The following is a 13,092-nucleotide window of genomic DNA, read 5'->3' as shown; positions in this document are numbered from 1 at the left end:
CGCATCAGCACCCCGGAGACGCTCAAACGCCGCGCGGACTTAACCGCGCACCAGACCCAGCGCGTCATAGGTCGCCGCCAAAGTCGGCGCAGCAGCGGCACGAGCCTTTTCGGCACCCTTGCGCAGGATGGCGTCCAAAGCGTCGCGGTCCTGCTTCAGCTCCACGAAACGCGCGTTGATCGGCGCCAGCTTCTCTACCAGCAGCTCACCCAGCGCGGGCTTGAAAGCGCCGAAGCCCTTGCCGCCGAAGTCCGCCAGCACCTGCTCAACCGTGGTCCCCGCCATGGCGGCATAGATGCCCACCAGATTGCGCGCCTCGGGCCGGGCTTCCAGACCGTCCTTCTCGCTGGGCAGCGGCTCAGGATCGGTCTTGGCCTTCTTCACCTTGTTCATGATGGTGTCGGCATCATCGACAAGGTTGATGCGGCTCATGTCGGAGGGATCGGACTTCGACATCTTGGACGAGCCATCGCGCAGGCTCATGATGCGCGCGGCGGCGGGCGGGATGATCGGCTCGGGCAGGGTGAAGAGCGGCTTGTCCTCGGGGCAGAAGTCGTTGTTGAACTTCTGGGCGATGTCGCGCGCCAGCTCCAGATGCTGCTTCTGGTCCTCGCCCACGGGCACATGGGTCGCCTGATAGAGCAGCACGTCGGCGGCCTGCAGCACCGGATAGGTGAAGAGCGCCACCGAGACCGAATCCCGGTTCTTGCCCGCCTTGTCCTTGAACTGGGTCATGCGGCTCAGCCAGCCCATGCGTGCCGTGCCGTTGAGCAGCCATTGCAACTGGGGATGTTCGGGCACCTGGGTCTGGTTGAACAGCGTCGAGCGCTCGGGATCGATCCCGCAGGCGACCAGCGCCGCCACCATCTCGCGCGTGCCCGCCGACAGCGTGGCAGGGTCATGCGGCATGGAAATGGCGTGAAGATCGGCCAGGAAGAAGAAGCATTCGCCACCGGTCGTCACGGTATCGTTCTGCATCGCCACCCAATTGCGGATCGCCCCCAGATAATTGCCGAGGTGGAGATTGCCCGTGGGCTGAATGCCGGAAACGATACGCATGTCGGTTACTCTTGCTTGTTTAAATTACGCGCGACGCCGTTTCAGCAGCGCCAGATCGGCTTTGGTAAAGGCCCCCAGCACGACAGTGGCCACGCCATAGACGCAAACCCCCGCCCCCACCAGAGCAGCCATCGCCCCGCAGCGCACATACCAGGCGCCATGGGTGTAGGGCATCAGCCGGTCCTCGCCCGCCAGCAGCAGACCGCCCATCGCCAGCGCGGCCAGCGCCAGACGCCACCAGCGGCGCTTGAGCCTTGCATCCATCACGAAATGCCCGCGCTTCACCAGCGTGGTGTAGAGCATCACGACGTTCAGCGTGGAGGACAGAGCCGTCGCCAGCGGCGGCCCCATATGATGCAGCGGCAGGATCAGCGCGAGGTTCAGCACCAGATTGGCGCCGATAGAAATCATCGCGAAACGCACCGGCGTCTTGGTGTCATGGCGAGCATAGAAGCCGGGCGTCAGCACCTTGACCAGAATATAGCTGGGCAGCCCCACCGAAAAACAGGCCAGCGCCTGAGCGGTAAAATGCGTGTCGGCAGCGTTGTAGCGACCATAGCCGAACAGGGCAGCGGCAATCGGCTCACCGCAGAACACCAGCCCCATGGTGGCGGGCAAAGTCAGCAACAGCGCCAGTTCGAGGCCGCGATTCTGCGTGTCCATCGCGCCCGCCTCATCGCCCGCGCCCAGCAGGCGGCTGATGGTGGGCAGCAGCACCGTGCCCAGCGCAATGCCGATCAGCCCGAGCGGCAGTTGGTTCAACCGGTCCGCCATATAGATGTAGGTGACACTGCCATGGTCGAGCAGGCTGGCGGCCAGCGCGGTGGAAACCACCAGATTGATCTGCGCCGCACCCGCTCCAGCGGCGGCAGGCCAGATCAGCGTCATCAGCTTGCGCACCTCTGGGGTCAGGCGCGGCCAGCGCGGGCGCAGCGAGACGCCATTGCGCCACGCCGCATGCGCCACCCAGGCCAGCTGCAGCGCACCCGAAACCGTGACCGCCAGCGCCTGATTGCGCGCCGTCACCAGCGGATTGTGCGAGCCAAAGGCCAGCAGCGCGACGATCAGCGTCAGATTGAGCAGGATCGGCGCGGCGGCATTGACCCAGAATTTCTGCAGCGAATTGAGAATCCCCCCCAACAGGCTGACCAGCGAGATCAGCATCAGATAGGGGATCGTCAGGCGCGAAAGCGTCACCGCGAAATCGAACTGATCGCTGGTCACGCCATGGAACTTGCCCGACAGCGCCCATGTCACCGGCCAGGCGAAGACCTCCAGCAGCACCGTCATCACCACCAGCGTGGGCAGCAGCACGCTGAAGGCCGCCTCGGCAAAGTCGAGGCCCGAGGACAAGCCGCGTCCCTCGGGATCGCTCACCTTCTGGTTGAACATCGGCACAAAGGCGCTGGCAAAGGCGCCCTCCGCGAACAAGGCGCGGAACATGTTGGGCAGGCGGAAAGCCACCAGAAAGGCGTCGGAGGCAAACCCCGCCCCCACGATCCGCGCAAACAGCGAATCGCGCAGCAGACCCAGCACGCGACTGGCCAGCGTCAGGCCGCCGATCGTGCCCGTCGCCTTCAGCAGATTCATCTCAGCCGCCCTTCAAAACCCGGATACAACACGGGCCGGAGCGCAAACCCCGGCCCGTTTGAACTTACGCGTGGCCGGCGGGCTCGGCCGTGGCGATGTCGGGGCCTTCGCCCTGACCTTCGGCCTGCGCCTGCATCTGCTGGAAATAGAGCGCGCCGAAATCGATCGGCTCCAGCAGCATCGGGCCGAAACCGGCGTCACGCACGGCATCGGCCAGCACGCGGCGGGCGAAGGGGAACAGCAGGCGCGGCGCCTCGGCGAAGATGAAGGCGTGCATCTGGCCCTCGTCCAGCCCTTGCATCGCGATCAGACCGGCGAAGGTCAGGTCGACGATATAGGCGGTGCCGGCTTCATGCTTGGCGGCCAGGGTGATCTTCAGCTCGGCCTCATGCACGGTGGGCTGGATGGCGCGCGCGGCGATGTTGAACTGGATGTCCATCTGCGGCTGATCGGTCCACTGGAACGAGTCGGGCGCATTGGGGCTCTCGACCGAGAGATCCTTCACATATTGCGAAAGAATGCCTGCCGAGGGCTGGACGTCCTCTTCGAACTTCAGGCTGGAGGTGACGTTACCTTCCTCGGACATGGGACTGCTTTCTGTCTAGGCGCCGCCGCCCTGGCTATGGGGCTGGCGCATCAGGTGGATCTTGCTGATCCAAGCGCCTAGCATCTGCCCCGCGAGCGCACAACAGCCATGGGAGCGCGCACAACACCCCCGCGCCCGACCGATTCGCCCCCTATGCTCGCACGCCTGCCACGGCATGGCGAAAAAAAGCCCTTAAAGGCCTTGTGCATGCGTTGTTCATTTGTGTTCGCTACCTATCTGTAGCATGATCGCGGTTCGTTAAGGCGGGTGGTCTATACCTCCCGCATCTGCCGAACCTCTGTCGGCACGATACCAAACGCACTCTGGCGTGAAACTGGACAAAGCTTGTGACTGTCGAAATCGTCATTCTGGCCATGATTGCTGCCTTCCTGGGCCTGCGACTCTACGCCGTACTGGGGCGCCGTGCCGAACAGGGCGACGAACAACCCCGGCACGAACCCGCCTCGCGCGATGCGCTGGGTCGCTTCGACGCGCAGAATCCGACGGGGGGCCCGACAGGCCAGGCCAACCTCTCCTCGCAGCCACGCGGGCAGGATCGCGGTAGCGACCGCACCGCCGATCGCGGTGCCTCGCGTGAGCCTCTGGCTGGCGGCCGCAACGCCCGCGAGCCGCTCTCGGTGCTGCCCACCGTGGAGCGCGGCCTGCGCGAGATCATCGCGGTCGACCGCCGTTTCGACCCCCATGCCTTCCTTGAGGGCGCACGCGGCGCCTATGGCATCGTGCTGGGCGCCTTCTGGCGCGGCGACAAGGATGAGCTGGCCAAGCTGTGCGATGCCGATGTCGCCACCGGCTTCGCCGCCGCCATCGACGAGCGCAACGCTGCGGGCGAAGTGGTCGACAACCGCCTGGTCCGCCTGAACGAGGTGGTGATCACCGGCGCGACCTATACCGCTCCCTATGCCCGCATCACGGTGCGCTTCGTGGCCGACATCGCCGCGATCACCCGCGATGCCGAAGGCCATATGGTGGCCGGTTCGCTGCATGACGCGGTCGAGGCGCGCGACGCCTGGACCTTCCGCCGCGACATCAACTCCGCCGATCCCGACTGGCTGCTCGACGAGACCGATGAAGGTTAAGGTCGGGAGCTGAATCCATGATCGCAGGGCTGGGTAAGAACAGGGCCGCAACGGCCCTGTTCACATTGATGCTGCTGGCCGGTTGCGGCCGGGTAATTCCTGAAGCGCGCGGGCCGGTCTCCAGCCGCCCCGCCCCCAGCCGCCCGCTGCCGGTTCAGCCGACCCAGCCTGCCGCCCCGCCGCCGCCCGCCAATGCGCTGGTGGCAGGGGTGCATGCCGGGCCCTCCATCGCCAGCTTCGGGCTGACGCCCGCCAGCGCAGGCCCCGTGCTCGCCGCCTTCCGCGCGAGCTGCCCGCGCCTGACCAGCCGCAACGACCCCAGCGGCCTCACCGTCAAGACCGACTGGCAGAGCGCCTGCTCGGCGGCCAGTGATTGGCCCACGGCTGATGCGCCCAACTTCTTCAACACCTATTTCCGCGCCGTGACCGTGGGTTCGGGCGCCAGCTTCGTCACCGGCTATTACGAGCCCGAGATCGCGGGCAGCCGCCAGCACATTCCGGGCTATGACGCGCCGGTCTATGGCATGCCCGCAGATCTGGTCCATGCCCGCCCCGGCGACGGCCCGGTCAAGCCCAATGGCCAGACGCCCTTTGGCCGCTATGACGAGACCGGCCATTTCGTCCCCTATTACGAGCGCGCCCAGATCGAGAACGGCCAGCTTGCCGGGCAGAATCTGGAACTGGCCTGGGTCGCCGATCCGGTCGAGCTGTTCTTCCTGCAGGTGCAGGGCTCGGGACGGCTGCGCCAGCCCGATGGCTCGGTGATCCGCATCGGCTATGCCGGGGACAATGGGCAGAATTACACCAACATCGGCGGGCTGATGCGCCAGCAGGGGCTGATCGGCACCGGGCCGGGCCAGTATCCCGGCTCGATGCAGGGCATCGTCCAGTATATCCACGAGCATCCCGAGGATGGCCGCGCGCTGATGCGCCAGAACAAGAGCTGGGTCTTCTTCCGCGAACTCAATGGCGACGGCCCGGTGGGCGCCATGGGCCTGCCGGTCCATGCCCATGTCAGCGTCGCCGCCGATCCGCTCTTCACGCCGCTGGGCGCGCCGGTGTTCCTCTCGATGGACCCGTCGCTGGCGGGCGCCACGCAGGCCAACGGGCTGTGGATCGCTCAGGACACCGGCGGCGCGATCAAGGGCGCCAACCGCTTCGACAGCTTCTGGGGCGCCGGGGCCGAGGCGCGCCGCATCGCGGGCGGGATGATCGGCCATGGGCAGGCCAATGTGCTGCTGCCCCGCGCCTCGCTCGCCCGATTGGGTCTGCGATGAAAGCTCCGGGCCGGGCGCGCCCCCGGCCTGCTTTCGCCCGCGGCCGCAGGTTGACCGAGGAGGAGGAGGTGCTCTGGGCCCGTCTGGCACAGACCATCACGCCTCTGGAGCCGCAACGCCGCGCCGCGCCTGTCGCCCAGTCCAAACCCGCCGATACGGCCGAGGCCCCGCCTCCGCCGCCCAAGCGGATCAAAGGCCGCGTGCCGCCGCCCTTGCCGCCGCCGCCTTGCGCCGCGCCCGCACCGCGCCCGCTCGACCGCCACGGGCTGGATGCGGGGTGGGACAAGCGGCTCGCCAAGGGGCTGGTGGCGCCCGATTTCAGCCTCGACCTGCACGGTTTCACGCTGGATGAGGCCCATGCGCGGCTCGATCACGGCCTCACGCTGGCGCGTCAGCAACAGGCGCGGCTGGTGCTCCTGATCACCGGAAGGCCGCGCCCGGCAGGCTCCGCGCGCGGGGCGATCCGCGCCCATGTCGCCGACTGGCTGGCGCAGGGCGCGCATGGCCATGCCATCGCGGCATTGCGCGTCGCCCATGTGCGGCATGGCGGCGCGGGCGCGCTCTATATCGTGTTGAAAAGGCAGCGCTGACACCATTTACGACAAAATGTTGTCCCCCTGCATTCAACCCCTGTTCAGTCGGCTCCCGGTAAGGCACAAGGCGCTAACAAATACGTCCGGACCGCTGGGGAGGATAGGCCCTGGGCGTGATCTGCGGAGGACAACACAATGAACGACGTTGCGCGTAAACCCTTCTCGCGCCTGGCGCAGGCGGCGATGGCCGGCCTGCTGGTGCTGGGCCTTTCGGCCTGCGCCGAAAACTTCGACAGCAAGGTCACCCGTTTCTCGACGCAACTGCCCGCACCCCAGGGGCAGAGCTTTGCCATCGTGTCGGACAATCCGGCGCTGGCCGGCGGGATCGAGTTCAGCCAGTATGCCTCGCTCGTGGCACAGAACCTGTCGAAATATGGCTACACGCCCGCGCCCAATCCTGAAGCGGCCAGCCTGATCGTCCATTTCAACTATGGCATCGACAAGGGCCGTCAGGTCCTGCGCTCGACCGGCTTTGCCGATCCCTATTGGGGTCCGTGGCGCGGTTATCGCGGTCGCTTCGGCTATGGCGGCTGGGGCGGCGGTTACGGCGGCTTCGGTCGCGGCGCCTGGGGCTGGGGCTGGAATGATCCCTTCTTCGACAATGGCATCGACGTCTCGACCGTCTACACCAGCGACATCACGCTGCGCATCGACGACAAGGCGACCTCGCGCCGCCTGTTCGAGGGTCGCGCCCAGGCTGCCTCCACCTCGGATCACCTGAGCTATCTGGTGCCCAATCTGGTTGAGGCGATGTTCACCGGCTTCCCCGGCAATTCGGGTGAATCGCTGCGCATCACCATCGCGCCGGAAAAGAAGGTCACGGTCAAGCCGGACAAGTAAGTCATCATCACCGGCGCGGGTCGCTCCACCCGCGCCGGTTTTTCATGGATGGAAAGCGATGATCCTTGCCCCGTTGCTCCTGCTGGCCGCAACGCCCACTCAGGCTTTCAACGATCCTGCGGCGCCCTGCCGCTCCGCCTCCACCACCTATGACATGGTGCATTGCTACGCCGATGCGCTGGGGCGTGAGGATAAGGCCCTGAACGCCGTCTATGCCCGCATTGTTCGGGTGCTGAACGGCCCCGAGCGGACCGGCCTCGTCAATGCCGAGCGCGCATGGGTCAGCTTTCGCGATTCACAATGTTCGGCGGAATTCGCGCTTTATGGCGGGGGCACCGGTGGCCCGCCTGCCGAGCTGGTCTGCCGCTGGAAGCTGACGCGCGAACGCAGTGCATCGCTGCGTCAGTCCTATGGCTGGGTGCTGAAACAGCGCGAGCGGTAAACCGCCCGCGCTGCTTTCGCGGCCTTAGTTGCCCAGAGCCACCACGCCGCCGGTGCTGCCGAAGCCGCCCTCGCCGCGATCGGTGGCGTCCAGCTCTTCGACTTCGAGCCAGCCGCCCTGCACCACCGGGGCCAGCACCAGCTGGGCCACACGGTCGCCGCGCAGGATCTCGAAGGGCTTGTCGCCGTGGTTGATCAGGATGATCTTCACCTCGCCCCGGTAATCGGAGTCAATCGTGCCCGGCGCGTTGGGCGCGGAAATGCCGTGCTTCAGCGCCAGACCCGAACGCGGACGCACCTGAATCTCGAAGCCCGCGGGGATTGCCATCGACAGGCCCGTGGCCACCGCATGGCGCGCACCGGGTGCCAGCACCACATCCTCGGCAGAGACGACATCCATGCCCGCCGCGCCGCTGGTGGCATAGGCGGGCAGAGGCAGACCCTCGCCATGGGGCAGGCGCTTGACGCGCAGGGGGATGGTGTCAGTCGAATGCACGGGCAATCCTTTCGATCAATGCTTGCGCGATCACCGCCTTGGGGGCCTGCCCGATGGCCTCTATGCCGCTGGCGGTGACGATCTGCACCGCATTGCGCGTGCCCCCCATCACATCGCCCGAGACATCATTGGCCACGATCCAGTCCGCCCCCTTGCGCAGGCGCTTGGCCTGAGCGTTGGCGATCACATCATGGGTTTCCGCCGCAAAGCCCACCACCAGAGCGGGCCTGCGCGGCGAGGCACAGAGCCCCGCCAGAATATCGGGGTTCTCGACCAGCTTAAGCGCCGGAGGCTGGCCCGAACCATCCTTCTTGATCTTGCGCGCGGGGTCGCCCGCGTTTTCGGCGCGCCAGTCGGCCACGGCGGCGACCATCACCGCCACATCGGCGGGCAGAGCCTTCTCGACCGCAGCTTCCATCTGCAGGGCGCTTTCCACATTCACCCGCGTCACGCCGTAAGGTGTCGGCAGATCGACCGGCCCGGCCACCAGCGTGACCTTGGCCCCCGCCTGAGCCGCCGCCTCGGCGATGGCAAAGCCCTGCAGGCCGCTGGAGCGGTTGGCGATGTAGCGCACCGGGTCGATGGGTTCATGGGTGGGACCAGCCGTCACGAGCACGTGGCGGCCTGTCAGCAGGCCGGGGCCGCGCAGGGCATGCTGGATGGCTTCCAGCACCGCAGGGGGCTCAGGCAGGCGGCCCGGGCCATATTCGCCGCAGGCCATGGCGCCATCGTCCGGATCGACCACCGTGATATCGCGCGAGCGCAAGGTGGCGACATTGGCCTGAGTCGCCGCGTTCAGCCACATCCGCACATTCATCGCGGGCACGGCCAGCACCGGCTTGTCGGTGGCCAGGATCAGCGTGGTCGCCAGATCGTCGGCAATGCCCGCCGCCATCTTGGCCAGCATATTGGCCGTCGCCGGGCAGACCACCACCAGATCCGCCTGACGCGAGAGCTGGATATGGCCCATTTCCACCTCGTTCTTCAGATCCCACAGCGTGGTGTGAACGGGGTTTTCACTCAGCGCCGCCAGGGTCATCGCGGTGACGAAATGACTGCCGCCCTCGGTCAGCACACAGGTCACCTCGCCGCCCGCCTTGCGGATCAGCCGGACCAGCTCGCAGGATTTGTAAGCCGCGATGCCGCCGCCGACGATCAAGAGGATGCGTTTGCCTTGCATTGGCGCGTGATAGCGGGGGGAGGGTTGAAGGGGAAGAAGAGAAGATGCGAGGGCCATCGCCCTCGCGCCCCCTTTAATGTCTACGGCGCGCATCGGGTTCGGCCTTGCGCCCAGTTTGCCGCGCCGCAGGCAGGGATTTGATGCCTGCGGCGCCTTAGGTTGCGCAGGTGGATAGTCCGGGCGCAACGACCGGGCGCCCCTGCCCTTGCGTCGGAAGACGTCATGGGAGCGCGAGGGGGTAACCCCCTCGCATCTTCTTTTAAATGCCTTCCCGCCCCGTCCAAACCGCCTTCCACACCCCTGCCAGAGCCATCGGCACAAAAGCCAGCCCGACAAACATGGCGGGCGCGATCATCGCCCCCCAGTAGAAATTATCATCCCGCCCGGCGATCATGAACAGCAGCCCATAACCGAGGAACAGCAGCGTCGCTGTGGCTCCCGCCTCGCTGCGCCATCCGGCCCAGCCCAGAATCATGGCGATGATCGCGGGCCCGGCGATCCAGTGCGGCAGGAAGCGCAGGTTGGAGGAGAGCGCCACATTCGACAGCCAGCCCCCCAGCCCGCGCATGGCAAACCAGCTTGGCCCGGTGGGGTCGGTGGGCAGCGTGTGCAGGGCAACCAGATGCAGATGCACCGCCATGGCGAGCGCGAACAGCGCCACCAGCAGCGCCCATGCCCCGGCCTCTCGCCGATGGCCGCGCCACAGGGCCATGGCGCCCATCAGCAGCACATAGGGCAAGGTATGCTCGCGGATGGCCAGCGCCAGCGCGGCGGCCAGCCATGCGCCAAGCCAGCGGCCCCGCGAAGGCCGGTGCAGGCCGAGAGACAGGGCGATCAGCATCCCGGCCCAGAGTTCGTGAAGCACGAAATAATAGCGATTCAGCCCCAGCGAGGCGCCAAGGAAGATCAGCGCGGTGCCGAAAAGGCGCTGGCTTTCGCTGCAGGCCTCATCGCCCAGACGGCGCCACCAGGCCCAGATCACGGCCAGCATCAGCACCACAGCGGCACCCATGGCGATGGGGGCGGGTTTGGCCTCGTCCACGCCCATGGCGGCGTCGAGATAGGCCAGCGTGGGCAGGCGGACGGCGAGGCCGGGGCGCAGGGGGTAATCGGCCTTGCGATGCTCCTGCGCGATGAAGTCGTAATAGTTCTCGCCGTGGCGGATGCGGGTGACGGCGTGGTCGTAGAGGGTCAGGTCATCATCGCGGGGTCGCTCGGCCTGTTTGCCGGCGTTTCCGGTCAGCGAGATTTGCGCGGGCTTGGCCACTTCGCCCCGGCCCACGGTGAGGGGCACGAAGGCGCTGGCCGCCAGCATCATCGCCAGCGCAATCAGCGCCGCCAGCGCGCGCAGGCGCGGCCAGGCGGCAAAGCGGTCCCCCATGGCAAAGGGCGCGGCAGGGCGCGTGGGCAGCCCTGCCTCAGCCTGTGTCAGATATGCGCCATCACGCCCCAAGTCGCCAGACCTCCCGCCAAAGCAGCGGCTACATATCCGGCGAAATGGATAAAATTGCGTTTACCATTGCTCCACATCAGCGAAATCTCGGGCAGTGGCGGCGGTTCGGGGGCGGCGCCCTTGGTGGGCACCATCGATTCGAGCCGCGCCAGCACATCGGGCAGGCGCTGGATGGCCTTCACCGCGCCCTGCACGCGATCGGCGATGGCGCCCTCGGGGCCAAGCTCGTCGCGCATCCAGGCCGAAACGAAGGGGCCCGAGACGTCCCACATGTTGATGTCGGGGTCGAGGCTGGTGGCCAGCCCCTCCACCATCACCATGGTCTTCTGCAACAGCAGCAGATGCGGCTGGGTGACCATATCGAAATCGCGGGTGATGGCGAAAAGCCCGTCGAGCATCTGCCCGACCGAGAGATCCTTCACCGGGCGACCACGCATCGGCTCGCCCACGGCGCGCAGGGCGGTCGCGAACTCATCCACCGAGTGGTAGGAGGGCACATATTGCGCCTCGAAATGGATTTCGGCGACGCGGCGGTAATTGCCGGTGGTCAGGCCATGCAGAATCTCGCCCAGCCAGATGCGGGCCTGACGGTTGATGCGGCCCATGATGCCGAAATCGATGGCGGCGATGGTGCCGTCCGCCTCGATGAACAGATTGCCCTGATGCATGTCAGCATGGAAATAGCCGGCGTGGATCGCCTGCGTGAGGAAGGCCAGCACCAGACGCCGCGCCAGCGACTTCAGATCATGGCCCGCCGCGCGCAGGGCAGGCAGATCGCTGACCTTGTCGCCGTCGATCCATTCCATCGTCAGCACGCGGCCGCAGGTGCGCTCCCAGTCGATGGTGGGGACGCGGTAATGCTCCACGCCCGACATGACATCGGCCAGCTCGCTCGACGAAGCGGCCTCGCGGCGCAGGTCGAGTTCGCGCGCGGTCCAGCGGCGGAAATTGGCGATGATCAGGCGCGGGCGCAGGCGCCCCGCCTCGCCGCCCAGAGCCTCCAGATGAGCGGCGGCCCACTCGTAGGTCTCGATATCGCGGGCGAATTTGCGGGCGATGCCGGGGCGCAGCACCTTGACCGCCACCTGACTGCCATCATGCAGCCACGCGCGATGCACCTGCGCGATGGAGGCAGCGCCGACCGGCTCCTCCTCAACGCGGGCGTAGAGGTCCTCCAGCGGGCGGGCGAAGGCGCCCTCGATCTCGGCGCGGATGGCCGGGAAGGGCACGGGCGGCAGGCTGTCCTGCAAAGCCAGCAGGTTGTGCGCGGCCTCGTCGCCCACCAGATCGGGGCGGGTGGCCAAAGTCTGGCCCAGCTTGATCGCCGCCGGGCCGATGGCGCGGAAGGCGCCGGCGTAATCGGGCACCTCCGGCACGCGCGCCCCAAAGCGCGCAATGCGGCACAGGCGCTTGACCGGGCCGGGAGTGGCGGGTGCGTCCTCGATGATCTTGAGCGCGCCGTGGCGGGCCAGAATGCGGCCCCAGCTGAGCAGGCGCCCGATATGCGTGATCGAAGAGGTCAAGTTCAGGCCTTCCAGCCCGAATGGATCGCCACCAGACCACCCAGAATCGGCTCGACCTTGGTCTGGGTGAAGCCCGCATCGCGGATCATCTTCTCGAACTCGGGCATGGGCGGGAAGCGGCGGATCGATTCGATCAGATAGCGATAGCTCTCGGCATCGCCCGCGATCATCTGCCCGATCTGCGGCACCAGCTTGTGCGAATAGGCGTCATACACCTCCTTGAAGCCCGGCCATTCGGTGGTCGAGAATTCAAGGCAGAAGAAGCGGCCGCCGTAGCGCAGCACGCGATGCGCCTCGGCCAGCGCCTTGTCGATCCGCGTGACGTTGCGGATACCGAAAGCGATCGTGTAGGCGTCGAAATGGCGGTTGGGGAAGCTCAGTTCCTCGGCGTTCTGGCGGCTCCAGACGAGGCCGTCGATGCCCCGCTCCACCGCGCGCTCCAGCCCGACATCGAGCATGTCCTGATTGATGTCGGACACCGTAATGCTGGCGCCGCGCGCCGCCATGCGGAAGGCAATGTCGCCCGTGCCGCCCGCCATATCGAGGATCTGCTCATGGGGCTGCGGCTTTACCGCGCGCACGAAACGATCCTTCCAAACCCGGTGCAGACCCGCCGACATCGCATCGTTCATGATGTCGTACTTCTTCGCCACGCTCGAGAAGACCTGGCCCACGCGGGCCACCTTCTCGTCAATGGGCACCTCCTCATAGCCGAAGGAAGCGGTCTGGGGCTGGTCTTGCGTGCTGTCGGTCATGGCGTGCGCTTTAGGGAATTTGATGGGTTAGGCAAAGGGGCGGATGAGGCATGATGGACGAAAGATAAAAGGAAGATGCGAGGGGGTTACCCCCTCGCGCTCCCGGAACGTCTTCCGACGCAAGGTTAGTGGCGCCGCGTCGTTATGCTCAAACTCTCCACCTGCACCACATAAGGCGCCGCAGGCAGGAAAGTTCGGCGAT

Annotated in this window: 13 protein-coding genes; 5 read left to right on the top strand and 8 right to left on the bottom strand. The window is 66.6% G+C overall.

Translation table 11 applies throughout. The features are described 5' to 3' along the window. Positions 1-39: 39 nt before the first annotated feature. The 3 genes from trpS to secB all read right to left on the bottom strand — a co-directional run bounded on the left by trpS (position 40) and on the right by secB (position 3,235). The gene (trpS, locus tag ABDW49_RS02820; RefSeq protein ID WP_343609564.1) at positions 40-1,059 is read right to left on the bottom strand and encodes a tryptophan--tRNA ligase; all 1,020 of its coding nucleotides are present in this window, start codon (positions 1,057-1,059) and stop codon (positions 40-42) included. A 24-nt stretch (positions 1,060-1,083) separates the two neighbouring features. After that, positions 1,084-2,649: a murein biosynthesis integral membrane protein MurJ gene (murJ, locus tag ABDW49_RS02815; protein WP_343609563.1), complete on the bottom strand. Its 1,566-nt coding sequence runs from the start codon at positions 2,647-2,649 to the stop codon at positions 1,084-1,086. Positions 2,650-2,713: 64 nt separating this feature from the next. Beyond that, entirely contained in the window at positions 2,714-3,235 is a 522-nt protein-coding gene (secB, locus tag ABDW49_RS02810) for a protein-export chaperone SecB (protein ID WP_343609561.1), read from the bottom strand. A 347-nt stretch (positions 3,236-3,582) separates the two neighbouring features. Here secB and ABDW49_RS02805 point away from each other — a divergent pair, with 347 nt between their 5' ends. The 5 genes from ABDW49_RS02805 to ABDW49_RS02785 all read left to right on the top strand — a co-directional run bounded on the left by ABDW49_RS02805 (position 3,583) and on the right by ABDW49_RS02785 (position 7,484). After that, the gene (locus tag ABDW49_RS02805; protein ID WP_343609559.1) at positions 3,583-4,332 is read left to right on the top strand and encodes a Tim44/TimA family putative adaptor protein; all 750 of its coding nucleotides are present in this window, start codon (positions 3,583-3,585) and stop codon (positions 4,330-4,332) included. 17 nt (positions 4,333-4,349) lie between these two features. Continuing rightward, the gene (locus tag ABDW49_RS02800; RefSeq protein WP_343609557.1) at positions 4,350-5,609 is read left to right on the top strand and encodes a murein transglycosylase A; all 1,260 of its coding nucleotides are present in this window, start codon (positions 4,350-4,352) and stop codon (positions 5,607-5,609) included. 68 nt (positions 5,610-5,677) lie between these two features. After that, entirely contained in the window at positions 5,678-6,199 is a 522-nt protein-coding gene (locus ABDW49_RS02795) for a Smr/MutS family protein (RefSeq protein ID WP_343609556.1), read from the top strand. Between the two features lie 138 nt (positions 6,200-6,337). Next, a complete protein-coding gene (locus ABDW49_RS02790) occupies positions 6,338-7,042 on the top strand; it encodes a DUF4136 domain-containing protein (protein WP_343609555.1) in 705 nt (234 codons plus the stop codon). Positions 7,043-7,100: 58 nt separating this feature from the next. Beyond that, entirely contained in the window at positions 7,101-7,484 is a 384-nt protein-coding gene (locus ABDW49_RS02785) for a lysozyme inhibitor LprI family protein (RefSeq protein WP_343609554.1), read from the top strand. A 24-nt stretch (positions 7,485-7,508) separates the two neighbouring features. Here the strand turns inward: ABDW49_RS02785 and dut are convergent, their stop codons facing one another. The 5 genes from dut to ABDW49_RS02760 form a co-directional block, all read right to left on the bottom strand. Further along, positions 7,509-7,979, bottom strand: coding sequence for a dUTP diphosphatase (gene dut, locus ABDW49_RS02780; protein WP_343609553.1), 471 nt, complete (start codon positions 7,977-7,979; stop codon positions 7,509-7,511). After that, positions 7,966-9,159, bottom strand: a complete 1,194-nt coding sequence (gene coaBC, locus ABDW49_RS02775; RefSeq protein WP_343609552.1) for a bifunctional phosphopantothenoylcysteine decarboxylase/phosphopantothenate--cysteine ligase CoaBC — start codon at positions 9,157-9,159, stop codon at positions 7,966-7,968. Before coaBC ends, dut begins: the two co-directional genes overlap by 14 nt. A gap of 259 nt (positions 9,160-9,418) precedes the next feature. Continuing rightward, on the bottom strand, positions 9,419-10,612 hold the full coding sequence (locus ABDW49_RS02770; protein WP_343609551.1) for a hypothetical protein: 1,194 nt from the start codon (positions 10,610-10,612) through the stop codon (positions 9,419-9,421). After that, the gene (gene ubiB / locus ABDW49_RS02765) at positions 10,588-12,135 is read right to left on the bottom strand and encodes a 2-polyprenylphenol 6-hydroxylase (protein ID WP_343609549.1); all 1,548 of its coding nucleotides are present in this window, start codon (positions 12,133-12,135) and stop codon (positions 10,588-10,590) included. Before ubiB ends, ABDW49_RS02770 begins: the two co-directional genes overlap by 25 nt. Before the next feature lie 2 nt (positions 12,136-12,137). Then, positions 12,138-12,890, bottom strand: coding sequence for a class I SAM-dependent methyltransferase (locus ABDW49_RS02760; RefSeq protein WP_343609548.1), 753 nt, complete (start codon positions 12,888-12,890; stop codon positions 12,138-12,140). Between the last annotated feature and the right edge of the window lie 202 nt (positions 12,891-13,092).

The sequence above is a fragment of the Novosphingobium sp. genome, from assembly GCF_039595395.1.
Lineage (GTDB): Bacteria > Pseudomonadota > Alphaproteobacteria > Sphingomonadales > Sphingomonadaceae > Novosphingobium.
Note: the sequence above shows the minus strand (reverse complement) of the source record. Positions and strands in the feature narration are given on the sequence as shown.

Coding starts and splice junctions, on each gene's coding strand:
- trpS (WP_343609564.1), bottom strand. CDS start 1,059: ATGCGTATCGTTTCCGGCATTCAGCCCACGGGCAATCTCCACCTCGGC.
- murJ (WP_343609563.1), bottom strand. CDS start 2,649: ATGAATCTGCTGAAGGCGACGGGCACGATCGGCGGCCTGACGCTGGCC.
- secB (WP_343609561.1), bottom strand. CDS start 3,235: ATGTCCGAGGAAGGTAACGTCACCTCCAGCCTGAAGTTCGAAGAGGAC.
- ABDW49_RS02800 (WP_343609557.1), top strand. CDS start 4,350: ATGATCGCAGGGCTGGGTAAGAACAGGGCCGCAACGGCCCTGTTCACA.
- ABDW49_RS02790 (WP_343609555.1), top strand. CDS start 6,338: ATGAACGACGTTGCGCGTAAACCCTTCTCGCGCCTGGCGCAGGCGGCG.
- ABDW49_RS02785 (WP_343609554.1), top strand. CDS start 7,101: ATGATCCTTGCCCCGTTGCTCCTGCTGGCCGCAACGCCCACTCAGGCT.
- coaBC (WP_343609552.1), bottom strand. CDS start 9,159: ATGCAAGGCAAACGCATCCTCTTGATCGTCGGCGGCGGCATCGCGGCT.
- ABDW49_RS02760 (WP_343609548.1), bottom strand. CDS start 12,890: ATGACCGACAGCACGCAAGACCAGCCCCAGACCGCTTCCTTCGGCTAT.